Origin of the sequence: Serratia symbiotica, from assembly GCF_000821185.2 — a bacterium.
Lineage (GTDB): Bacteria > Pseudomonadota > Gammaproteobacteria > Enterobacterales > Enterobacteriaceae > Serratia > Serratia symbiotica.
The window spans coordinates 1,505,339-1,528,471 of the sequence record NZ_CP050855.1 but is presented as its reverse complement, the minus strand read 5'-3'; the positions used below and the strand labels follow the sequence as shown (position 1 = coordinate 1,528,471).

15 protein-coding genes and 4 pseudogenes are annotated in these 23,133 nt (G+C 54.1%); 13 read left to right on the top strand and 6 right to left on the bottom strand.

Going from position 1 to position 23,133, the window contains the following annotated elements:
* Positions 1-5 precede the first annotated feature (5 nt).
* The 7 genes from nuoJ to SYMBAF_RS07640 all read left to right on the top strand — a co-directional run bounded on the left by nuoJ (position 6) and on the right by SYMBAF_RS07640 (position 9,522).
* Positions 6-554, top strand: a complete 549-nt coding sequence (gene nuoJ / locus SYMBAF_RS07670; protein ID WP_040265618.1) for an NADH-quinone oxidoreductase subunit J — start codon at positions 6-8, stop codon at positions 552-554.
* Entirely contained in the window at positions 551-853 is a 303-nt protein-coding gene (gene nuoK, locus SYMBAF_RS07665; RefSeq protein WP_040265619.1) for an NADH-quinone oxidoreductase subunit NuoK, read from the top strand. Before nuoJ ends, nuoK begins: the two co-directional genes overlap by 4 nt.
* The gene (gene nuoL, locus SYMBAF_RS07660) at positions 850-2,697 is read left to right on the top strand and encodes an NADH-quinone oxidoreductase subunit L (RefSeq protein ID WP_040265620.1); all 1,848 of its coding nucleotides are present in this window, start codon (positions 850-852) and stop codon (positions 2,695-2,697) included. Before nuoK ends, nuoL begins: the two co-directional genes overlap by 4 nt.
* A 216-nt stretch (positions 2,698-2,913) precedes the next feature.
* Complete coding sequence (gene nuoM / locus SYMBAF_RS07655) at positions 2,914-4,443, top strand: NADH-quinone oxidoreductase subunit M (RefSeq protein ID WP_040265621.1); 1,530 nt, start codon at positions 2,914-2,916, stop codon at positions 4,441-4,443.
* 6 nt (positions 4,444-4,449) lie between these two features.
* Complete coding sequence (nuoN, locus tag SYMBAF_RS07650; RefSeq protein ID WP_040265622.1) at positions 4,450-5,907, top strand: NADH-quinone oxidoreductase subunit NuoN; 1,458 nt, start codon at positions 4,450-4,452, stop codon at positions 5,905-5,907.
* A gap of 1,450 nt (positions 5,908-7,357) precedes the next feature.
* Positions 7,358-8,311 carry an inverse autotransporter beta domain-containing protein gene (locus tag SYMBAF_RS07645; RefSeq protein ID WP_152609140.1) on the top strand — a complete coding sequence of 318 codons (954 nt, stop codon included), beginning with the start codon at positions 7,358-7,360 and terminating at the stop codon, positions 8,309-8,311.
* A gap of 42 nt (positions 8,312-8,353) precedes the next feature.
* Positions 8,354-9,522 (top strand): IS3 family transposase gene (locus SYMBAF_RS07640; protein ID WP_152609001.1). Its coding sequence is split into 2 segments (ribosomal slippage): positions 8,354-8,603 and positions 8,603-9,522, totalling 1,170 coding nucleotides; the frame shifts between segments, so codons are not numbered across the junction.
* Positions 9,523-9,755: 233 nt separating this feature from the next.
* On the opposite strand, the pseudogene SYMBAF_RS07635 reads toward SYMBAF_RS07640, so the two are convergent.
* Together SYMBAF_RS07635 and SYMBAF_RS07630 are read right to left on the bottom strand one after the other, a co-directional pair.
* Positions 9,756-10,156: pseudogene (locus SYMBAF_RS07635) on the bottom strand (transposase); the annotation flags it as partial.
* 3 nt (positions 10,157-10,159) lie between these two features.
* Positions 10,160-10,258 (bottom strand): annotated as a pseudogene (locus SYMBAF_RS07630) (toxin MazF); the annotation flags it as partial.
* Between the two features lie 661 nt (positions 10,259-10,919).
* Between SYMBAF_RS07630 and menD the strand changes: the two are divergent.
* The 5 genes and pseudogenes from menD (at position 10,920) to SYMBAF_RS07605 (ending at position 15,747) form a co-directional block, all read left to right on the top strand.
* Positions 10,920-12,595: pseudogene (gene menD / locus SYMBAF_RS07625) on the top strand (2-succinyl-5-enolpyruvyl-6-hydroxy-3-cyclohexene-1-carboxylic-acid synthase).
* Positions 12,592-13,362 carry a 2-succinyl-6-hydroxy-2,4-cyclohexadiene-1-carboxylate synthase gene (gene menH / locus SYMBAF_RS07620; protein ID WP_040265623.1) on the top strand — a complete coding sequence of 257 codons (771 nt, stop codon included), beginning with the start codon at positions 12,592-12,594 and terminating at the stop codon, positions 13,360-13,362. Before menD ends, menH begins: the two are co-directional and overlap by 4 nt.
* A gap of 11 nt (positions 13,363-13,373) precedes the next feature.
* Positions 13,374-14,218, top strand: a pseudogene (gene menB / locus SYMBAF_RS07615) (1,4-dihydroxy-2-naphthoyl-CoA synthase).
* Entirely contained in the window at positions 14,218-15,306 is a 1,089-nt protein-coding gene (gene menC, locus SYMBAF_RS17660) for an o-succinylbenzoate synthase (protein WP_082026979.1), read from the top strand. Before menB ends, menC begins: the two are co-directional and overlap by 1 nt.
* A gap of 33 nt (positions 15,307-15,339) precedes the next feature.
* Entirely contained in the window at positions 15,340-15,747 is a 408-nt protein-coding gene (locus SYMBAF_RS07605; RefSeq protein WP_082026980.1) for an AMP-binding enzyme, read from the top strand.
* 53 nt (positions 15,748-15,800) lie between these two features.
* Here SYMBAF_RS07605 and SYMBAF_RS07600 read toward each other — a convergent pair whose 3' ends face one another.
* Positions 15,801-17,240 (bottom strand): catalase, encoded by a 1,440-nt coding sequence (locus SYMBAF_RS07600; protein WP_052447810.1) that lies wholly within the window; start codon positions 17,238-17,240, stop codon positions 15,801-15,803.
* Between the two features lie 335 nt (positions 17,241-17,575).
* Between SYMBAF_RS07600 and SYMBAF_RS07595 the strand changes: the two genes are divergently transcribed.
* Entirely contained in the window at positions 17,576-18,772 is a 1,197-nt protein-coding gene (locus SYMBAF_RS07595) for a nicotinamide mononucleotide deamidase-related protein YfaY (protein ID WP_040265625.1), read from the top strand.
* Positions 18,773-19,083: 311 nt separating this feature from the next.
* On the opposite strand, the gene yfaE is transcribed toward SYMBAF_RS07595, so the two are convergent.
* The 3 genes from yfaE to nrdA all read right to left on the bottom strand — a co-directional run bounded on the left by yfaE (position 19,084) and on the right by nrdA (position 22,965).
* Entirely contained in the window at positions 19,084-19,344 is a 261-nt protein-coding gene (gene yfaE / locus SYMBAF_RS07590; RefSeq protein WP_040265626.1) for a class I ribonucleotide reductase maintenance protein YfaE, read from the bottom strand.
* Between the two features lie 3 nt (positions 19,345-19,347).
* Positions 19,348-20,478, bottom strand: a complete 1,131-nt coding sequence (gene nrdB / locus SYMBAF_RS07585) for a class Ia ribonucleoside-diphosphate reductase subunit beta (RefSeq protein ID WP_040265627.1) — start codon at positions 20,476-20,478, stop codon at positions 19,348-19,350.
* Between the two features lie 198 nt (positions 20,479-20,676).
* A complete protein-coding gene (nrdA, locus tag SYMBAF_RS07580) occupies positions 20,677-22,965 on the bottom strand; it encodes a class 1a ribonucleoside-diphosphate reductase subunit alpha (protein WP_040265629.1) in 2,289 nt (762 codons plus the stop codon).
* Between the last annotated feature and the right edge of the window lie 168 nt (positions 22,966-23,133).

The following is a 23,133-nucleotide window of genomic DNA, read 5'->3' as shown; positions in this document are numbered from 1 at the left end:
CAAGCATGGAAATTGTATTTTATCTGGCAGGTTTAGTGGCGGTGGCCGCAACGCTTCGTGTGATCACCCATACCAATCCTGTGCATGCATTGCTGTATCTGATCGTCACACTAGTGGCGATCTCGGCAGTCTTTTTCTCCCTCGGCGCTTACTTTGCTGGTGCGCTGGAAATCATCGTCTACGCGGGGGCCATCATGGTGTTGTTCGTGTTTGTGGTGATGATGCTGAACCTCGGTAACGCGGTGCAGCAGCAGGAACGCGCATGGATGAAGCCATCGGTGTGGATCGGCCCCGGGCTGATGTCGCTGGTATTGTTGGTGGTGCTGATTATCGCCATCCGTAGCCTATCTGATCAAGATATCAGCGGCGAGATGGTGGATGCTAAAGTTGTGGGTATCAGCCTGTTTGGGCCTTACGTGCTGGCGGTTGAATTGGCTTCAATGCTGCTGTTGGCGGGGCTGGTTGTCGCCTTCCACATTGGCCGTGAGCACAAGTCGGGCGAGGTGCTGGGCAACAGCGAAATGACGAGAAGAAAATCGGAGGAGCAAGCATGATCCCTTTTCAACACGGCCTGATCCTGGCGGCCGTCCTATTTGTGCTTGGACTAAGCGGACTGCTGGTGCGCCGCAACCTGTTGTTTATGCTGATCAGTTTGGAAGTGATGATCAACGCTGCGGCGTTGGCGTTTATCGTGGCGGGCAGCTACTGGGGCCAAGCGGATGGGCAAGTGATGTACATCCTGGCGATCAGCCTGGCGGCAGCCGAAGCCAGCATCGGTTTGGCGCTGCTACTACAGCTCTACCGCCGTCGTCACACTCTGAATATTGATACTCTCAGTGAGATGCGCGGATGAACCTACTATATTTAACCATTCTGCTCCCGTTGATCGGCTTCCTGCTGTTGGCCTTTTCCCGTGGTCAAGGGTCTGAGAACACGGCGGCAATCGTCGGCGTAGGCTCTATCGGCCTGGCCGCGTTGGTCACAGTTTATGTGGCGATGGACTTCCTCACCCAGAAAGCCGCTGGCGTGCCACTGTTCGAGCAAAGCCTATGGAACTGGATGACTGTCGGCAACTTCAATATTGGCGTGATCCTGACACTGGACGGCCTGTCGCTGACCATGCTGTCAGTGGTCATCGGTGTTGGTTTCTTCATCCACATGTTCGCTTCCTGGTACATGCGTGGTGAAGAAGGCTACTCGCGCTTTTTTGCCTACACCAACCTGTTTATCGCCAGCATGGTGGTATTGGTGCTGGCGGACAACCTGCTGTTGATGTACCTGGGTTGGGAAGGCGTGGGCCTGTGCAGCTACCTGCTGATCGGCTTCTACTACAAAAATCGGGCCAATGGTGCGGCGGCGATGAAAGCCTTCATTGTGACCCGCGTTGGCGACGTGTTCCTGGCGTTCGCGCTGTTTATCCTCTACAACGAGCTGGGCACCCTGAATATCCGTGAGCTGACTCTCTTGGCACCGCAGAAGTTGGCGCTAGGTGATACCACCCTCACCTGGGCAACCCTGATGCTGCTGGGCGGCGCGGTGGGTAAATCGGCGCAGTTGCCGTTGCAAACATGGCTAGCGGACGCGATGGCGGGGCCAACCCCGGTTTCTGCTCTGATCCACGCGGCAACCATGGTGACCGCAGGCGTTTACTTGATTGCCCGCACGCACGGCCTGTTCCTGATGGCACCGGAAGTGCTGCATCTGGTGGGCATCGTCGGTGCAGTAACCCTGCTGCTGGCTGGCTTTGCCGCGCTGGTGCAGACCGACATCAAACGCGTGCTCGCTTACTCCACCATGAGCCAGATAGGCTACATGTTCTTGGCGCTGGGCGTGCAAGCGTGGGACGCGGCGATCTTCCACCTGATGACCCACGCGTTCTTCAAAGCGCTGTTGTTCCTGTCAGCCGGTTCGGTGATCCTGGCGTGCCACCATGAGCAAAACATTTTCAAGATGGGCGGCTTGCGCAAGAGCATTCCGCTGGTCTATGTCTGCTTCCTGGTTGGCGGTGCGGCATTGTCGGCCTTGCCGCTGATCACCGCTGGCTTCTTCAGCAAGGATGAGATCCTGGCGGGCGCGATGGCCAGCGGTCACCTCAATCTGATGGCTGTCGGTCTGGTCGGTGCGTTCATGACCTCGCTATACACCTTCCGGATGATTTTCATCGTGTTCCACGGCGAAGAGAAAATCAAAGCCCACGCAGGTATTGGTATCGCTCACCACCTACCGCTGCTGGTTCTGCTGGTGCTATCCACCTTCATCGGTGCGATGATCGTACCACCGCTGCAAGGCGTACTGCCGGAGACTACCGAGCTGGCGCAGGGTAGCGTGCTGCGGCTTGAAATCACCTCCGGCGTAGTGGCTATCGTCGGCATCCTGCTGGCGGCTGCACTGTGGCTGGGCAAACGCAGCCTGGTGACCCGCATCGCCAACAGCACACTGGGGCGTTTCTTCTCAACCTGGTGGTTCCATGCCTGGGGTTTCGACTGGCTGTATGGCAAAGTCTTCGTCAAACCGTACCTGGGCATTGCGAAGCTGTTGCAACGTGATCCGCTGAACTCGCTGATGAACCTACCGGCTATATTCTCCCGCTGGGGGAACCGTGGCCTGACGGTGAGTGAGAACGGCCAGGTACGTTGGTATATCGCCTCTATGGGGGTGGGTGCAGTGGTCGTATTGGCGCTGTTGATGTTGGTTTAACAGAACCATTCGAATACGGTTATCGGGCGTAGCGCTCTTTATATTCAGCGCTATGTACAATGTTTTTGCTTTATACCCAAGAATTTCGAGTTGGGGCTAGGCGGCAAGTACGTGGCCCCCAGGAACTTACTGAAGTAAGCTCCTGGGGTGAGCATAGGTAGCCAACAACGCACCAGCTTGAAAGACGAAGGGTAGAATCAAGGGACACAAAACGCCATGCTATTACCTTGGCTAATTCTTATCCCCTTTATCGGCGGTCTGCTGTGCTGGCAGTTGGAGCGCTTTGGTACTAAGGTACCGCGCTGGATAGCGTTGATCACAATGGGGCTGACGTTGGTGCTTTCTCTGCAACTGTGGTTACAGGGGGGCTACACACTGACCATGCCACAAGGCATTCCGCAGTGGCAAAGCGAGTTCCTGCTGCCGTGGATCCCACGCTTTGGCATTTCCATCCACCTGGCGCTGGACGGCCTATCGTTGTTGATGGTGGTGCTGACTGGCCTGCTTGGCGTGTTGGCGATCCTCTGCTCCTGGCGTGAAATCCAGAAATATCAGGGTTTCTTTCACCTGAACCTGCTGTGGATACTGGGCGGCGTGATCGGCGTGTTTCTGGCCATCGACATGTTCCTGTTCTTCTTCTTCTGGGAAATGATGTTGGTGCCGATGTACTTTTTGATCGCCCTGTGGGGGCACAAGGCATCGGATGGGAAAACTCGCATCACTGCGGCTACCAAGTTCTTCATCTACACCCAAGCCAGTGGGATGGTGATGCTGATTGCCATTTTGGGCCTGGTATTTGTGCACTGCAACGCCACCGGTGTATGGACTTTCGATTACGAAAACCTGCTGCACACCCCGATGTCGCATAACGTGCAATACCTGTTGATGTTGGGCTTCTTCATCGCCTTCGCGGTAAAAATGCCGGTGGTGCCGCTGCACGGCTGGTTGCCGGATGCACACAGCCAGGCACCGACTGCTGGCTCCGTTGATCTGGCGGGGATCTTGCTGAAAACGGCGGCCTATGGCCTGCTGCGTTTCAGCCTGCCGCTGTTCCCGGAAGCCTCACATGCGTTTGCGCCAATCGCCATGTGGCTAGGGGTGTTTGGCATCTTCTACGGTGCTTGGATGGCGTTCGTACAGACCGACATCAAGCGTCTGATCGCCTACACCTCGGTTTCCCACATGGGGTTCGTGCTGATCGCCATTTACACCGGTAGCCAGTTGGCTTATCAGGGAGCGGTGATCCAGATGATCGCCCACGGTCTGTCTGCGGCTGGCATGTTCATCATCTGTGGTCAACTGTACGAACGTCTGCACACCCGTGACATGCGTCAGATGGGCGGCCTGTGGGGGCGTATCAAATACATCCCTGCGCTGTCGCTGTTCTTCGCGGTGGCCACACTGGGGATGCCAGGCACCGGTAACTTCGTCGGCGAGTTCATGATCCTGTTCGGCAGCTTCCAGGTGGTGCCAGTGATCACCGTGATCTCGACCTTCGGCTTGGTGTTTGCCTCCGTTTACTCGTTGATCATGATACAGCGTGCTTACTACGGCACACCGAAATCTGACCAACCCTTGCCGGGCATGACCGCGCGCGAACTGTTCACTATTCTGCTGTTAGTGGTATTGCTGGTTCTACTGGGGGTTTACCCGCAGCCGATCCTTGATACCTCTGCGGTTGCCATGAGCAACGTGCAACATTGGTTTGCTTCGTCAGTTTCAGCAATTTCAACCACAAGGCCGTAATTCGCCATGACAATAACTCCTCAACAACTGATCGCACTGTTACCGCTGTTGATCGTCGGATTGACGGTGGTGGTTGTGATGCTAGGCATTGCGTGGCGGCGCGACCACTTTATCAACGCCACTCTGACGGTGATCGGCCTCAACCTGGCGCTGCTCTCGCTGTATTTTGTCGGCCAGGCTGGCCCAATGGACGTTACCCCGCTGCTACGGGTCGATGGCTACGCAATGTTCTATACCGGGCTGGTACTGCTGGCCAGTCTGGCAACCTGCACCTTCGCCTATCCGTGGCTGGCCGGTTACCCGGACAACCGCGAAGAGTTCTACCTGCTGGTGTTGATCGCCAGTATGGGCGGCATTTTACTGGCGAGCGCGAACCATTTGGCGTCCTTGTTCCTCGGCATTGAATTGATCTCGCTGCCGCTGTTTGGCTTGGTGGGCTATGCCTACCGCCAGAAGCATCCATTGGAAGCGGCTATCAAATACATGCTGCTGTCCGCTGCCGCATCGTCATTCCTGCTATTCGGTATGGCGCTGCTGTATGCCGAATCCGGCGATTTGTCGCTGGCTGGCTTGGGTAAAAGCCTGCAAGAAAACCTGATGTACCAGCCGCTGATCTTGGCTGGCATGGGCATGATGATCGTCGGTCTGGGTTTCAAACTGTCGTTGGTGCCTTTCCAGTTGTGGACGCCAGATGTGTATCAGGGGGCACCAGCACCGGTTGCAACCTTCCTGGCCACCGCCAGCAAAATTGCCATCTTCGCGGTAGTAATGCGTCTGTTCCTGTATGCGCCTGCTGCTGATAGTGAGGCACTGCGTCTGGTGTTGTCGATCATCGCCTGCGGTTCAATTTTGTTCGGCAACCTGATGGCCATCAGTCAGACCAACATCAAGCGTCTGCTGGGGTATTCGTCGATCGCGCATCTGGGCTATCTACTGGTGGCATTGATTGCGGTACATAGCCATGAGATGTCGTTGGAAACTGCCGGGGTTTACCTTGTGGGTTACCTATTCAGTAGCCTAGGGGCATTCGGCGTGGTCAGCCTGATGTCCAGCCCGTATCGTGGCCCGGATGCCGACTCGCTGTTCTCCTACCGCGGCCTGTTCTGGCATAAGCCCATCCTGTCTGCGGTGATGACGGTGATGATGTTGTCGCTGGCCGGTATCCCAATGACTTTGGGCTTTATTGGTAAGTTTTTCGTGATTGCGGTGGGTGTCAGCGCACGCCTGTGGTGGTTAGCTGGCGCGGTGGTGGTGGGCAGTGCGATTGGCCTGTACTACTATCTGCGCGTCACTGTCAGCCTGTACCTCAGCGCACCGGAAGCATTGCGCCGCGACACCCCTAACAACTGGGCGTTGACCGCCGGTGGTGTGGTGGTGCTGATCTCCGCTGTGCTGGTGCTGGGGCTAGGCGTTTATCCGCAGCCGCTGATTACTTTGGTGCAAATGGCACAACCGTTGTTCTGATAAGCTTTCTGGCAGCAAAGGTCAGCTTTGGCGCTCAGGCCCCCATAAAATCAGCGCGAATAGGTCAATACCCTGTTTAGTAGGTATCGGTGAGGTGGCTGAGAACAGCTTCCAGCGCTGTTTGTCTAAGGATCTAGCGGGGAATGTCGTAAGACATTCCCCGCTAATGTCACCGATGCGTAGTGGATCATAAAATCAGGACACCTTTGTCGCCTCCTTCCATTGATTTTCATACCTGCAGGGCGATAACCCGCCGTTGTGCCTGTATGGACGCACCTGGTTTGGGTTGCTTACGCTGACTCATTACTTGATTACCTCAATTTTCAGTTGTTACATTCACAGGCTATTGACGTGTCTGGTATTACTGATCCCCTAGATAACTTCATGGAAAAATAACACCGGCTTTAACACCCCCATTATTCTTATTTCGTAATGATTTTTTACAGCTTTAAAAAGCCAGTGTGAAACACGAAAAAAAATAGTGCAGCAAAAAAGCGTTTAGTGTGCCCCCCTCACTGACAGGCTACGTGCTTATAGGTAGCACGCTAACGGTTACCTATGATTTTGATAGCCAGGGCGCGGGTAGCGATGGCTCCCTGTTCCAATGGTATTACAAGGCAAGCAACGGCCAGTGGATGCTGACCGGACATCTTTAATGTGTAAGAGCCTGGTGATATTGCATGGAGCGCTTATATTTTCTGCTTTCAGAGGTTTTTTTGTAAAGGTAAACGTATTCGCCGTATTTGGTGTAATCAACGCGAGCAGTGACGCGGAATTATATACAGCATCTTTTTACTTAATTAACTAATATAAAAAATATCACGCTAGAGCCATTATTAATACCCATCATAACGTCATGGGAAAATAATGCTCGCTTAGCATTATAATTAATTTTCACGTCGTGATAGTTTTCGTTTGGTTTTAAAATGTAGCGTGAAATACTAAAAAAAATAATTAAATGGAGTATTATACTAATAAAGTTCTTTTTGTCGATATTTTATATAATCAATATGCTGTGTCAAATTTCAGATAATTCTATGGAAATAAACTGTATTTTTGACCTAACTAAAATCCGCCTATACGATGCGCATAAATTTCTTGTTACAATCAGAATCATTGAGAAGGACTTCGTTTTTTTAACAAGAAGAGATAATTTAAAGTGTTTACCTTACTTAACTATTATTCTATTAAACGAGCCTGCGCTTGGTTAATACTATCTAACTATATCTTTACACTATTTATTGTCACTTTCCCCAACACGCTCTCGGCTGCCTCAATGAACCTGGCTTTCCCTCAGCGTTCGCCTGAATTGGCCCTCGCCCTTATGCCTGCTGATGCTGATAGCCCCTCTTCTTTTCTACGTGCGCCTGCGGATCTAGCCACCTTGCGCACACGGGTGCACCCTTTATCGAGCGGAGAAACCACCGCTTCTGTGGCTAAAACATACAACATGAGCTACGAATCTTTGCGTAAACTCAACCAGTTCCGTACCTTTGCCCGCAGCTTTGAGCATCTGCAACCCGGTGATGAAATAGACGTGCCACTGGCACCCTTGCCAGCAGTGCAATGGGATAATGCCCCTGGTCAGCAGCCATCATCACCGCAGGATGATGCACAGGCACAAACACTCGCCACTGTGGCCACGCAGACGGGGGAATTTTTCGCTCACCATCCCAATAGTGATGCAGCAGCCTCCATGGCTAGAGGTTTAGCAACGGGTCAGGCGAATGCGCATCTTCAACAGTGGTTGAGCCATGTTGGCACCGCCAGGGTGCAACTGGATATGGATAAAAATTTCTCACTTAAAAACTCACAACTTGATCTGCTTTTCCCTTTGTATGAACAAAAGGACAAGCTATTTTTCACCCAGGGCAGCCTGCACCATACTGATAGCCGTCAGCAGTCAAACCTGGGGCTGGGCTATCGGTGGTTTAATGACGGTTGGATGTTGGGTGGCAATACGTTCCTTGATTATGACTTCTCCCGGCGTCATGCCCGTCTGGGCATAGGGGCAGAGTATTGGCGTGATTTCTTGAAATTGGGGACAAACCACTATTTTCCCCTGTCAAACTGGCAGGATCTACCCGAGCTGGAAGGCTATCAGGCGCGCCCGGCACGTGGCTGGGATATCCGCCTACAGTCATGGTTACCGGCGTTGCCACAACTGGGTGGTAAATTGGCGTATGAAAAATATTACGGTAATGAGGTTGCCCTGCTCGACAGAGAGCATCGCCAGCACAACGCTGAGGCCATAACAGCCTCTATCAGCTACACCCCGTTCCCCTTATTAACCCTCAATGCTGAATATTTGCAAGGACGGGCGGGGGAAAAAGACGCCCGATTCGGGATCCAGCTCAATTATCAACTGGGTGTGTGTAGTGGCACACTGAATTTGGCCACCTGAACAGAGGTGATATGCTCACCTCAGGACATTACAGGTGCTTCAATGAAAAAAAGAAATTTCAGTGCAGAGTTCAAACGCGAATCCGCTCAACTGGTCGTTGACCAGAACTACACCGTGGCAGATGCAGCCAGTGCTATGGATGTCGGCCTTTCCACAATGACGCGATGGGTGAAGCAGTTGCGTGATGAGCGGCAGGGAAAAATACCTAAAGCCTCTCCCATTACTCCTGAACAAATTGAAATACGTGAGCTGAGGAAAAAAATACAACGTATTGAAATGGAAAACGAAATATTAAAAAAGGCTACCGCGCTCTTGATGTCAGACTCCCTGAACAGTTCTCGATAATCGGGAAACTCAGAGCGCATTATCCGGTGGTCACACTCTGCCACGTGTTCGGGGTTCATCGCAGCAGCTACAAATACTGGAAAAACCGTCCTGAAAAACCAGATGGCAGACGAGCTGTATTACGCAGCCAGGTACTGGAACTGCATAGCGTCAGCCATGGCTCTGCTGGCGCAAGGAGTATCGCAACTATGGCAACCATGAAGGGCTTCAGGATGGGACGATGGCTCGCCGGCAGGCTCATGAAAGAGCTGGGGCTGGTCAGTTGTCAACAGCCCACTCATCGGTATAAATGCGGTGGCCTTGAACACATCGCTATCCCGAATCACCTTGAGCGGCAGTTCGCAGTGACAGAGCCTAATCAGGTGTGGTGTGGCGATGTGACCTATATCTGGACAGGCAGGCGCTGGGCCTACCTCGCCGTTGTTCTCGACCTGTTCGCGAGAAAACCGGTGGGCTGGGCAATGTCGTTCTCACCGGACAGCAGGCTGACCATCAAAGCGCTGGAGATGGCGTGGGAGGCCCGGGGAAAACCAGCCGGAGTGATGTTCCACAGCGATCAGGGCAGCCATTACACAAGCAGACAGTTCCGGCAGTCACTGTGGAGGTATCGGATCAGACAGAGTATGAGTCGGCGTGGAAACTGCTGGGATAATAGCCCAATGGAGCGCTTCTTCAGGAGTCTGAAGAACGAATGGGTACCGGTGACGGGTTACATAAACTTCAGCGATGCAGCCCACGCAATAACGGACTATATCGTTGGGTATTACAGCGCGCTCAGGCCGCATGAATATAACGGTGGGTTACCACCAAACGAATCGGAAAACCGATACTGGAAAAACTCTAACGCGGTGGCCAGTTTTAGTTGACCACTACATAATAAGCAAAGCAGATGCATGAGTGAGTCAGTATCAACTTGCTTGATACTGACTCACTCATCGCGTGTTTATCGCAGGAACTGCACATTTAAGCGGGGAGCAGCAGAACGCGGTGGCACGTTAAAAAATGACGGCAGCTATCGCAGTAGTAGGCAATATAGGCACCTGGTGGCGTGTAAATGTAAGCAGAGCGCGTTCAGAATTCTGTGTCACGTTAAAAATCATTACCACGTCATCACTTTATCGAGGCGACTTTCAAAATAAATCGCCACTTGGGACAATGTCAAATTCCACCTCTGGATCGGCATTGTCCATTTTTTCTGCACATTCACTAACCCCAGATTGAGTCACTTGAGCAGGCTGTTTTCATTCGAGAAAGCACCTTTCGTTTTGGTCAGCTTTCTGCACTGACGATGCATTGGCATGCGTGGTGTCAATTACCTAAGGGATCGTTCGCGGGATATCGGAAGTAACACGACAGGCTGAATATTTCATTGAGTTGCGGATCGGCTGGATGATGCACAGGTGAACTTCTATATTAGGGGCAATGCTGTTTTATTGCTTCCGGGAACTCCGTCAGGCCATCAACACAGGCAATCAGAATATCGTTCACGCCACGATTGTGTTGTACCACTGCTGATCGGTGGCCTCCCTGCTCGTGGCCTGCAACGGGGCCATGATCGATCCAGATAAGGTCGCCGGTATCAGGCACAAAACGATAAACCATCAGATCAACGCCTTCCCTAGCATACCAGCGAAATTTCTGGGAATACCTCTCAGCGCTTTGGCGACTTTTTTATGTGGTGGGGAGGAGGGACACTCAGTGTCGATGGGAGTGTAAAAATATCGTGTTATTTTTATTTATTTTTTGTTATCAACTAAATGATTGACTGACATAACGTCACAAAGATATACCGCTTTTTTGCGCTGGCGCAAAAGCCGGGAATATAACTACCCATATAATACTGAGCCTATGACTGTTGGTGCGGTGCTATACCCGTCATACTTCAAGTTGCCGGTGCGTGAGCTTTCCTCACTCACCCTAGTCACTTACAGATGTAAGCGTCTGGGATGAATGAACCTCATCCCTGAGGTTCAGCCTGCGGCCCGGCGCAAGCGCTGTTCAAATCGATTCCCAACCGATTTGTCGCTGCGTTGCTGCCTTCCTGCAACTCGAATGACTTAGGGTACAGAGCCTATCCCATTAGGCTATTTTTTTTGCCATTTTGGCCCTGGGCAGTGCTCACCCTCCTCACGTACTCCCTGTACGCGCTGGTTGTTGCGTATTGTCCGTGTCCTAACGGGCTGTAGCATTGTACGCCTACAGGGATAGGCGCTTGATTGGCCGTGCCCAAGACCCTTCCTGCCAACTGACCAGTGAGCAAACTATGTCGATAAGTGTTTTTAATCGCCGATGGGCGGCGTTGTTGTTGGAAGCGCTATTCCGCCATGGGGTGCGACATGTCTGTATTGCGCCAGGATCGCGATCCACCCCTCTGACGCTGGCTACGGTGGCTAATCAATCTTTTATCTGCCATACCCATTTTGATGAGCGTGGGTTAGGCCATCTGGCGCTAGGCTTGGCGAAGGCGGCGCGTGAACCGGTAGCGGTGATCGTCACCTCTGGCACCGCAGCGGCGAATCTTTACCCCGCAGTGATCGAAGCTGGCTTAAGTGGTGAACGGCTGGTGTTACTCACTGCTGATCGGCCAGCGGAATTAATCGACTGTGGTGCAAATCAGGCCATTCGCCAGCCTGGTCTCTATGCCCGCCACCCGGCATTGGATCTCGATCTACCCCGCCCGACGCCGAATATTCCGGCCAGTTGGCTGGCATCTGCTGTTGATAGTGCCATGGCACGCCTACAGCAGGGCGCTTTACATATCAACTGCCCATTTGCCGAACCGCTGTACGGTGGTGACGAACAGCGCTATGCCGAGTGGTCGGCGGCGCTGGGTGACTGGTGGCAAGAAAGCCTCCCCTGGCTACGGGAAATAGATGAGCGCAGGGTGCAGAAGCAGCCGGACTGGTTTTTCTGGCGACAAAAGCGCGGGGTGGTAGTGGCTGGACGTATGAGCGCTGAAGAGGGCGCGATGTTAGCAGAATGGGCCGAGCGGCTTGGTTGGCCGCGTTGATCGGTGATGTGCTATCGCAGACCGGCCAGCCGCTGCCCTGTGCCGATCTCTGGCTGGCTCAGCAGCAGGCGCAACGCATATTGCAAAGCGCGCAACTGGTGCTGCAATTTGGCAGCCGCTTGACAGGCAAACGCCTGCTGCAATGGCAGGTGCGCTGTCGTCCTGAAGAATACTGGCTGATCGACGATTTACCGGGGCGTCTCGATCCGGCTCATCATCCTGGACGGCGTATTCGTGCCAGCGTGGCGCAGTGGTTGGCATTGCACCCGGCACAGTCAAGCGTGCGCTGGGCAAGTGAACTGGTACAGTTGGCGGATGATGCGCTGGCTGTGGCTGCAACTCATTTGGTTAACCGCTTTGGCGAGGCACAGTTGGCGCACCGGCTGCCAGAATTGCTGCCGGAAAAGGGTCAGTTATTTCTCGGCAACAGCCTGCTGGTGCGTCTGGTTGATGCGTTGGGTCAACTGCCGATCGGCTATACGGTGTTCAGTAATCGTGGTGCCAGCGGTATCGACGGTTTGATTTCCACCGCTGCTGGTGTGCAGCGTGCTACCGCCAAACCGACGCTGGCGCTAGTGGGCGATCTTTCCGCGCTGTACGATATCAATGCCTTGGCACTGCTGCGCCAGTGTTCTACGTCCATGGTGCTGTTGGTGGTCAATAACAACGGCGGCCAAATTTTCTCGCTGTTGCCGACGCCGGAAGCAGAGCGTCAGCGTCTCTACTGCATGCCGCAGGACGTGGATTTCAGCCATGCAGCGGCGATGTTCCGCTTGAACTATGCGCGGCCGGAAAACTGGAACCCACTGGCGCAGGCGGTTGAACAGGGGTGGTGCCACAGAGGGGCAACGGTGATTGAACTACAGGTGCCGCCTAGTGATGGAGCCGAGAGCCTACGCTATCTGGTGCAGCACATGGCGCTGCAATGAGGCTGGCGACATGCGTTTTGCAACCGGGTGAAGCGGGGCGTCCGTGGCTGATTTGGTTGCACGGCTTGCTGGGCAACCACCATGAGTGGCGGGCGATCGCCGCGTGCTGTGCGCAATGGCCATCACTGGCCATCGATCTGCCTGGTCACGGTGATTCCGTTGCCGTTACCTGCGGCGGTTTTGATGATATCAGTGCGCAAATCAGCGCTACTGTGCGACGACACCACATTGAACGTTACTGGCTGGTAGGGTACTCGCTGGGTGGGCGTATCGCCATGTATTACGCTTGTCATGGCCGACATAACGGTTTGCAAGGAGCCATTATTGAAGGCAGTAATCCGGGATTGGACTGTGAACAACGGCGTAGCCAACGTTGTGCACAGGATGCCGCCTGGGCTGAACGCTTTCGCCGCCAGCCGATCACCGAGGGGCTGGCAGACTGGTATCAGCAGCCAGTGTTTACTGAACTCTGTCCTGTGCGCCGCCAAGCGTTGATCACTGCGCGTGCCGACAATAGCGGCTCGGCGGTGGCTGACATGCTGGAGGCCACCTCATTGGGGCGACAGCCTTTCCTGGTGCCGCAACTGCGGCAACTGACGGTGCCACTGCGGGTACTGTGCGGCGAAAATGATGCCAAATTTCAACGGCTGGCGCGCCACGCCGGGCTGCCGTTGCGTATTGTGCCGCGGGCTGGGCATAACGCACATCTGGTCAACCCGCAGGATTTTGTCACCGAGCTACAAGATTTTCTCGTTAACCCTGGTTAAGGAACCGAATCATGCTTTATCCACAACAAGAACTCGGATGTGCCGCCATCGACTGGCAGGATTGCTCTGGCGCTTTCGACGATATCCTGTATCACAAGTCCACCGAGGGCATCGCCAAGATCACTATCAATCGGCCGCAGGTGCGCAATGCATTCCGTCTGCATACGGTGCGAGAGATGATCAGTGCGCTGGCCGATGCCCGTTATGACGACAGCATTGGCACCCTTATTCTCACCGGTGCGGGGGATAAAGCCTTTTGCTCCGGGGGCGATCAGAAAGTGCGCGGCGACTATGGTGGCTATCGCGATGACAGCGGCGTGCATCATCTGAACGTGCTCGACTTCCAGCGCCAGATCCGCACCTGCCCAAAACCCGTGGTGGCTATGCGGTGGGTGGTGGTCACGTGCTACACATGATGTGCGATCTTACCATCGCGGCGGACAACGCCATCTTTGGCCAGACCGGGCCAAAGGTCGGTTCCTTTGATGGCGGTTGGGGGGCATCTTATATGGCGCGTATCGTTGGCCAGAAAAAGGCGCGTGAAATCTGGTTTCTGTGCCGCCAGTATGATGCTGCAGCCGCGCTGGAGATGGGGTTGGTCAATACCGTCGTCCCCTTGGTCGATCTGGAAAAGGAAACCGTGCGCTGGTGCCGCGAAATACTGCAAAACAGCCCGATGGCATTGCGCTGCCTGAAAGCGGCATTGAACGCCGATTGCGATGGTCAGGCCGGTTTGCAAGAACTAGCGGGTAACGCCACCATGTTGTTCCACATGACCGACGAAGGTCAGGAAGGGCGCAATGCATTTAATGAAAAGCGCGCGCCGGACTTCAGCAAATTTAAGCGTAATCCATAATGCGTGCGTTGGATCGTAACGCGGTGGTTTACCGCTATTGCCTGCCGATGGAAGCGGGGGTGGTACTGCGCAATCAGCGGCTAAAAACCCGCGATGGCTTGCTGGTGCGTCTGCAACAGGGTGAACGGCAAGGCTGGGGAGAAATCGCGCCGCTGCCGGAATTCAGTCAGGAAACGCTGGCGCAAGCGACTCAGGCCGCGTTGGCTTGGCTAAAAAGCTGGCAGGTGGGGAAAGCACCCGCCGACAGCCCGTTACCCTCGGTCGCCTTTGGCCTCAGTTGTGCGCTGGCGGAGTGTGAACAGCGCCTGCCACTCCAGGCGGATTACCGTAAGGCTCCGCTGTGCAGCGGTGATCCTGATAAATTGTTCCAGGTGCTGAGTGCGTCACCGGGCGAGAAGCTCGCCAAGCTGAAAGTGGGGCTGTATGAGGTGGTGCGTGATGGCATGATTGTTAACCTACTGCTGGAAGCGTTGCCAGCCCTGCCTGCGTCGATGATTTCCTTGGCCTTGTCGTCCAGCAAACGGCGCTGGTTCAATCCGGTACTTTGGGTGCCACAGCGCTTGGCAACGCTAACGCTGACCTCCGGTTCCAGCGGTGCACCCAAAGCCGCCGCACACAGCTACGCGGGTCATCTGGCCAGCGCCTCCGGGGTACGGCAATTGTTGAGGTTCCAGCGGCAAGATCGCTGGCTATTGTCATTGCCGCTGTTTCACGTTTCCGGTCAGGGCATTGTCTGGCGCTGGTTGGCGGCGGGGGCCACGCTGGTGTTGCGCGATAAGTCTCCGCTGGTGGAAGCGCTGGTGGGCTGCACCCATGCTTCATTGGTGCCGACGCAGCTATGGCGGCTGTTGGCGCAGCCACTCGAAGGGATGACGCTAAAAGGGGTGCTGTTGGGCGGCGCGATGATCCCGGAAGTCTTGACCGAAAAAGCCGCAGCGCTGGGTATCCACTGTTGGTGTGGCTATGGGCTGACCGAGTTGGCCTCAACGGTGTGTGCCAAGCGCGCTGATACGCGGCCGGGCGTTGGTCTGCCGTTAGACGGTTGCGAAATTAAACTGGTGAATCAAGAGATATGGGTTCGTGCGTAGAGCCTGGCGCTGGGCTATTGGCGGCAGGGTGGTTTGCAACTGCTGGCCGATGACCAAGGCTGGTTCCATACCCAGGATCGCGGCGTGATGGTGCAGGGGGAACTGCGTGTTTTCGGTCGGCTGGACAACCTGTTTTTCAGCGGTGGGGAAGGCGTACAACCGGAAGATATTGAGCGCGTACTGGCAACACACCCACAAATTTTGCAGGTGTTTGTAGTACCGATGGATGATATGGAGTTTGGTCAACGCCCGGTGGCGGTGATCGACAGCGAGCGGCCATTGACACTGGAAGCACTGCTGAATTGGGCACAGGAACGGCTGGCTAGTTTCCAACGCCCCGCAGCCTTGTTCAACTTGCCTAATGAGTTGAACAAGGGCGGCATCAAGATCTCGCGCCAGCAGTTGCAGCAATGGGTGGCGGTACAAATTTCTGCGGCGTAAAAAACCGCCCAGGTTGAAGTTCAGGCTGGGCGGTTTTGATCCCAAGCGGCGGCTTACTTCAGGCCGAGTTCTTTAGCAACACCGGCACCGTAATCTGGATGCACCTGGGTAAACAGTGCGATTTGGCGGCGCTGGATCGGCTCAGGCACTTGCGACAGCTCAGCGGCGATGCGGGTGAACATGCGTTGATGTTCTTCGGCACTCAGCAGATTAAACAGTGCGCGCGGTTGGCTGTAGTAATCGTCGTCCTCGCGATGATTCCAGTGTTCAGCCGCACCTTCGATACTCAACGGCGGTTCGCTGAAGTTCGGCTGATCCTGGAACAGACCGAAGCTGTTCGGCTCGTAGGTTACCCCGTTGCCGCTGTTACCGTCCACGCGCATCGCGCCATCGCGGTGATAATTGTGGAACGGGCATTTTGCCGCGTTGACCGGGATCTGGTAATGGTTCACGCCCAAACGGTAGCGGTGCGCATCACCGTAGGAGAACAGACGGCCCTGTAACATTTTGTCCGGTGAGAAGCTGATGCCTGGCACGATGTTAGCTGGGTTCATCGCCACCTGTTCAACCTCGGAAAAATAGTTGTCCGGGTTGCGGTTCAGCTCGAAGAAGCCAACATCGATCAGCGGGTAGTCGCCGTGTGGCCACACCTTGGTCAGATCAAACGGGTTATAAGGAGTTTGCGAGGCTTGGTGCTCCGGCATGATCTGGATCTGTAGCTTCCAGCGAGGGAAATCACCGCGCTCAATCGCCTCAAACAGGTCGCGCTGCGAGCTTTCGCGATCCTTGGCGATGATGGCTTCCGCCTCGTCATCCATCAGATTTTCAATGCCCTGTTGGCAGATGAAGTGGAACTTCACCCAGAAACGCTGGTTATCGGCATTGATGAAGCTATAGGTGTGGCTACCGAAGCCGTGCATATGACGGTAGGATTTCGGCAGGCCGCGATCGCTGAAATCGATGGTCAATTGGTGCAACGATTCTGGCTGGAGGGAGAAGAAATCCCATTTGTACACCGGGTTGCGCAGGTTGGTGTGCGGATCACGTTTCACTACGTGGTTAAGGTCGGGGAACTTCAGCGGATCACGCAGGTAGAACACGGGTGTATCATTGCCCACCAGATCCCAGTTGCCCTCTTCGGTATAGAACTTCATGGCGAAGCCGCGAATATCACGCTCGGCATCGGCAGCGCCGCGCTCGCCAGCCACGGTGGAGAAGCGGACAAACATGTCGGTTTTTTTGCCAATGTCGGAGAAGATTTTCGCGCGGGTATATTGGGTAATATCGTGGGTGACGGTGAAGGTGCCGTAGGCACCAGAACCTTTAGCGTGCATGCGGCGCTCAGGGATGACCTCGCGGTCAAAGTGGGCCAGTTTTTCTAAGTACCAAACGTCTTGCAGAAGCATCGGTCCGCGTTTTCCTGCGGTGATCACGTTGTTGTTGTCAACAACCGGTGCGCCAGCGGTGGTGGTCAGTCCTTTCTTGCTCATCATGTGCTCCTTATCGTATTTGGGTTAAGGCTCGGGCGGTTTAAACGTTCAACATCATCATGTTGCCAAAGAACTGTCGTCTTTGATCTTGGTTAATACATTAATAGTTGTAGACCTATTGAACGCCTACGGCAAATGGGTCTGAGTGATTTTTAGTATCGCCTTGGTAAGTTTTATTCTTGTTTTTACCGTTTTACATTTATTTGATTAATTAAGAATTTTTTGAGTTTTTATCCCTAAAGGAAGGTGACGCCTTGGTATAGACTGGTGAGGGTATTGGGTGAAAAATTATTGACGGCCTTCTATCATGGAATGATCAAAAAATAGGGGAGAAATCGATGTTAAGGGTGGAGATGCTCAGCACCGGTGATGAGGTGTTGCACGGGCAAATTATTGATACCAACGCCGCCTGGCTAGCGGATTATCTGTTCGAGCAAGGTATGCCAATGAGCAGGCGCGAAACGGTAGGGGACAGCCTCTTTTCTTTGATCGAGACACTGCAAGAACGTAGCCACATTGCCGACGTGCTGATCGTTAATGGCGGTTTAGGGCCAACCAGCGATGATCTCAGCGCATTGGCCGCCGCTAATGCCTGCGGCGTAGGGTTGGTTGAACATGTCGCATGGCTGGCACGTATTGAGGCCTATTTCGCCAAGCGCGGTCGGCCGATGGCTGCCTCCAACCGCAAACAGGCGCAGATACCGGCTAACGCCGAGATGCTGGATAATCCGGTCGGCACCGCGTGCGGTTTCAGTTTGCAGTTGAATCACTGCCTGATGTTCTTCACCCCCGGCGTTCCGTCGGAGTTCAAAGTGATGATCGAGCAGCAGATTGTGCCGCGCCTGCGCCAGCGCTTTGCCCTGCCGGAACCTCCGCTGTGCCTGCGTTTGACCACCTTCGGCACCTCCGAAAGCGATCTGGCGGAGGAACTCGATGACATGGTGCTACCCCCAGACGTAGTATTGGGTTATCGCTCTTCCAGCCCGATTATCGAATTGAAGCTCACTGGCCCGCTAAGCCGACGCGCTGAAATGATGCTGGCCTGGGAGCAGGTGCGGGAGGTGGCGGGAGACAACTGCATCTTTGAAGGCACGACCGGATTGCCAGCAGTGCTGACACAGCGGTTACATCAGCAGGGGTTGACGTTGGCTCTGAGCGAGCAGTTCAGTGGCGGGTTGCTCAATCTGCAACTACAGCGTGCAGGCGCGCCGCTGGTGGAGGGGGAACTGCTGCCTGCCCACTGTGTTGAGACGCTAGGATCTACCCTGGTGCGCGCCCGTTCATTGGCGGAGCTGGCTGGTGCCCCGCTGGTGTTGGCAGTCAGCGCTATGAGCGACGATCAGGTTAGCGTTGTACTGCACACGCCGCGCGGCGGCATGGGGCAAACCGTGCGTTACCGCGCCTCTCACCACAGCTTGCAACTGCGACAAGCATCGGTGGCAATGCTGGCGTTGGACATGCTGCGGCGCTGGTTGGACGGTGGCCAAGTGTGTGGCAAAAACAGTGGGTTGGAGATTATTGAGATCGTCGAGTAAAGAATGCTTGATGGCAGTGAAGTATCCTTTATTAATCCTAATATTATAGTGGGAACTCATGTTATGGGAATGCTGTTACTCTTTACTGCGATTATTTGAGACTGTTCGTCTTGGGCACTGTGTGTGCGACAAGGCGGATAGATATCGCTATGGTAGCCCTTCTGCGGTTAAAGCATGTGATTCACAGGTTACCTGTTGTCTATATTACGATTTTGCTATTTATACCCGGCGCTTTTCAAACTGCAACCAACAACGCGGCAACTCGCAAGTCACAGGGGGATATCCAGATGATTGCAGTCTATTATTGTGAATCAGATATCCAGCTCGATGTCCGTTAGCGGCATGCAACAGCAGGGCAGGATCTCGCCGTCATTGATTAACGCCAGCGGTGGTTGGCAATAGGCCACTTCCCCTTTCACCAGCTTCAGGCGGCAGGCACCACAGTAGCCAGAGCGACACTGGTACTCCACTTCAACCGCATGCAGTTCCAGTACCTCAAGCAGGCAGTGTTCACTTTTTGGGCAGGTAAACTGCGTACCGGTGGTACGCAGCTTCACGGTAGGTGTCGCCATCGCTTATAGCTCGAAATCGCTCAGATCATCGGCATGCACTTCTGCGTCGATCTGACCAACCAGATAAGAGCTGACTTCTACTTCCTGTGGTGCTACCTGTACGTTGTCGGACACCAGCCAAGCGTTGATCCAGGGGATCGGGTTGGAGCGGGTTTTGAATGGCAGCTCAAGGCCAACTGCCTGCATGCGGATATTGCTGATGTACTCCACATACTGACACAAAATGTCCTTGTTCAGGCCGATCATGGAGCCGTCACGGAACAGGTATTCTGCCCACTCTTTTTCCTGTTGGGCGGCCAGCACGAACAGATCGTAGCACTGCTGCTGGCATTCTACGGCGATTTCTGCCATCTCTGGATCATCAGCACCGGAACGCATCAGGTTAAGCATATGCTGAGTGCCAGTGAGGTGTAGCGCTTCATCACGGGCAATCAATTTGATGATCTTGGCGTTACCTTCCATCAGTTCACGTTCCGCGAAGGCGAACGAGCAGGCGAAGCTGACGTAGAAGCGGATCGCCTCTAGCGCGTTGACGCTCATCAGGCACAGATAGAGTTGTTTTTTCAGTGCGCGTAGGTTGACGGTGACGGTTTTGCCGTTCACCTGGTGGCGGCCTTCCCCCAGCAGATGGTAGTAGCTGGTCATTTCGATCAGATCATCATAGTAGCCAGAAATGTCTTTCGCACGCTTGAGGATCTCTTCATTGGTAACGATATCGTCGAACACCAGCGCCGGATCGTTGACGATATTACGGATGATATGAGTATAAGAACGTGAGTGGATGGTCTCAGAGAACGACCAGGTTTCCACCCAGGTTTCCAGCTCCGGGATGGAGATCAGCGGTAGCAGGGCGACATTCGGGCTGCGCCCCTGAATGGAGTCCAACAGCGTTTGGTACTTCAGGTTGCTGATAAAGATGTGCTTCTCATGCTCCGGCAGCGCCTGATAGTCGATGCGGTCACGGGAGACATCAACTTCCTCTGGACGCCAGAAGAAGGACAATTGTTTCTCGATCAGTTTTTCGAATATTTCATGCTTTTGTTGGTCGTAGCGGGCAACATTGACCGACTGGCCGAAAAACATCGGCTCCAGCAACGGGTTGTTTTTATTCTGAGAAAAAGTGGTATATGCCATAAGCCTTAGTCCATCGTAACGTGGCTAAATGAGGGGCCGGAAGTGCTCAATCCCAATTTGCTATCTTGCTTGCCATTTTGGCCTTGGGCAGTGCTCAAAATCCTCACGTACTTTGTGTCCGCTCCGGTTTCTCCGCGCTGCCCTGCCTGTGTCGATAACGCTTACCAGGCGTCGATCCCGGCCCACGGGTGTCAAACATTAGATCTTGCAGGCACCGCTTTCGCAGCCGTCATCATCGGCCTTGGCAGGGTGCAAATCTCCCTGTATGTCTTCCGCACCGTCGCGGGTGTTCTGGTAGTACAGAGTTTTGACGCCGAACTTATAGGCGGTGAGCAGGTCTTTCAATAGCTGTTTCATCGGCACCTTGCCGCCTGGGAAACGGGTCGGGTCGTAGTTGGTGTTGGCGGAGATCGACTGGTCGATAAACTTTTGCATCAGGCCGACCAGTTGCAGGTAACCTTCGTTGTTTGGCATCTCCCACAGCAGTTCGTAGTCATTTTTCAGGCACTCATACTCCGGCACCACCTGGCGCAGGATACCGTCTTTCGACGCTTTGATGCTGATATGGCCGCGCGGTGGCTCGATGCCGTTGGTGGCGTTGGAAATTTGTGAAGAGGTTTCCGATGGCATCAGCGCAGACAGCGTTGAGTTGCGCAGGCCGGTTTCCTGGATCTCTTGACGCAGGGTTTCCCAGTCGTAGTGCAATGGCTCGTTGCAGATGACATCCAAATCTTTTTTATAGGTGTCGATCGGCAGGATGCCTTGCGAATAGCTGGTTTCGTTGAACCACGGGCAAGCACCCTGTTCCTGCGCCAAGCGGTTGGAGGCTTTCAGCAGATAATACTGAATGGCTTCAAAGGTCTTATGGGTCAAGTTGTTAGCACTGCCATCGGAGTAGCGTACGCCGTTCTTTGCCAGATAGTGGGCGAAGTTGATCACGCCAACGCCCAAGGTACGGCGACCCATCGCCCCCCGATGCGCGGCTTTAATCGGGTAGTCTTGGTAGTCCAGCAGGGCGTCAAGTGAACGCACCGCCAAAGTTGCCAGTTCTTCCAGATCGTCCAAGTTGTCGATAGTGCCGAGATTGAAGGCGGACAGCGTACATAGGGCGATTTCGCCGTTTTCGTCGTTGACGTCATCCAGTGGCTTGGTTGGCAGAGCGATTTCCAGACATAGGTTGGACTGGCGCACCGGCGCGATCTGCGGATCGAACGGACTATGGGTGTTGCAGTGATCGACGTTCTGAATATAAATGCGGCCAGTGGAAGCACGTTCTTGCATCATCAGAGAAAATAGCTCAACCGCTTTTACCCGTTTCTGGCGAATGCTGTCGTCTTGCTCATATTGGGTGTACAGGCGTTCGAATTCGTCCTGATCGGCAAAAAACGCCGCGTACAGTCCTGGCACATCGGACGGGCTGAATAAAGTGATGTCTTGCCCCTTGATCAGGCGCTGGTACATCAGGCGATTCAGTTGCACGCCGTAGTCCATGTGGCGCACGCGGTTGCCTTCAACGCCACGGTTGTTTTTTAGCACCAGCAGGCTTTCCACTTCCAGATGCCACATCGGGTAGAACAGCGTTGCTGCGCCACCGCGTACGCCGCCTTGCGAGCAGGATTTCACGGCGGTCTGGAAGTGTTTGTAGAACGGGATACAGCCAGTGTGGAATGCTTCACCACCACGGATCGGGCTGCCCAGTGCACGGATGCGGCCAGCGTTGACACCGATGCCAGCGCGTTGCGAAACATATTTCACAATAGCGCTGGAGGTAGCGTTGATCGAATCCAGGCTATCGCCACACTCGATCAGCACGCATGAGCTGAACTGGCGGGTTGGGGTACGCACGCCCGACATGATCGGTGTAGGCAGTGAAATCTTAAAGGTGGAAATCGCGTTGTAGAAACGTTTGACGTAGTCCAGACGGGTTTCACGCGGGTAGTTAGAGAACAGGCAGGCGGCTACCAGAATATACAGGAACTGGGCGCTCTCGTAGATCTCACCGCTGACGCGGTTCTGCACCAGATACTTGCCTTCTAGCTGCTTGACGGCCGCATAGGAGAAGTTCATGTCACGCCAGTGATCGATAAAAGCGTCCATCTGCTCAAACTCTTCAGCGCTGTAATCTTCCAGTAGAAGCTTATCGTACTTGCCCATCTCTACCATGCGCATCACATGAGCGTGCAGCTTCGGCGGTTCAAACTGCCCGTATGCTTTTTTGCGCAGGTGAAAAATTGCCAGGCGCGCGGCCAGATACTGATAGTCTGGTGCATCACGGGAGATCAGATCGGCAGCAGCTTTAATGATGGTTTCGTGAATATCGGCGGTTTTGATGCCGTCATAAAACTGAATATGCGAACGCAGCTCTACTTGAGAGACCGAGATGTTGTTTAACCCCTCGGCAGCCCAGTCGATGACCCGGTGGATTTTGTCGAGGTTGATGCGCTCTTTGCGGCCATCGCGTTTAGTTACAAGCAGACTTTGGTTCATGTGGTGTGTTACCTGTCTGTAGGGTACCCCTAAGCAGAAGTGTAGTCGCTCTGCTCCATATGTAAACACTATATATAGGGGGTACGTGTCGGTGAAGTAACAAGATAGTGGGAAAGCAGGGCGTTTGCAAGTGAACAAGACTGTGGATAACATGGGGTCAAGATGTGG

Bases quoted from the DNA above. Each gene is read 5' to 3' on its own strand.
- nuoK (WP_040265619.1), top strand. From the start codon at position 551: ATGATCCCTTTTCAACACGGCCTGATCCTGGCGGCCGTCCTATTTGTG.
- nuoM (WP_040265621.1), top strand. From the start codon at position 2,914: ATGCTATTACCTTGGCTAATTCTTATCCCCTTTATCGGCGGTCTGCTG.
- SYMBAF_RS07600 (WP_052447810.1), bottom strand. From the start codon at position 17,240: ATGATGAGCAAGAAAGGACTGACCACCACCGCTGGCGCACCGGTTGTT.
- SYMBAF_RS07595 (WP_040265625.1), top strand. From the start codon at position 17,576: ATGTTAAGGGTGGAGATGCTCAGCACCGGTGATGAGGTGTTGCACGGG.
- SYMBAF_RS07645 (WP_152609140.1), top strand. From the start codon at position 7,358: ATGAGCTACGAATCTTTGCGTAAACTCAACCAGTTCCGTACCTTTGCC.
- nuoL (WP_040265620.1), top strand. From the start codon at position 850: ATGAACCTACTATATTTAACCATTCTGCTCCCGTTGATCGGCTTCCTG.
- nuoN (WP_040265622.1), top strand. From the start codon at position 4,450: ATGACAATAACTCCTCAACAACTGATCGCACTGTTACCGCTGTTGATC.
- menC (WP_082026979.1), top strand. From the start codon at position 14,218: ATGCGTGCGTTGGATCGTAACGCGGTGGTTTACCGCTATTGCCTGCCG.
- menH (WP_040265623.1), top strand. From the start codon at position 12,592: ATGAGGCTGGCGACATGCGTTTTGCAACCGGGTGAAGCGGGGCGTCCG.
- nrdA (WP_040265629.1), bottom strand. From the start codon at position 22,965: ATGAACCAAAGTCTGCTTGTAACTAAACGCGATGGCCGCAAAGAGCGC.
- nrdB (WP_040265627.1), bottom strand. From the start codon at position 20,478: ATGGCATATACCACTTTTTCTCAGAATAAAAACAACCCGTTGCTGGAG.
- yfaE (WP_040265626.1), bottom strand. From the start codon at position 19,344: ATGGCGACACCTACCGTGAAGCTGCGTACCACCGGTACGCAGTTTACC.
- nuoJ (WP_040265618.1), top strand. From the start codon at position 6: ATGGAAATTGTATTTTATCTGGCAGGTTTAGTGGCGGTGGCCGCAACG.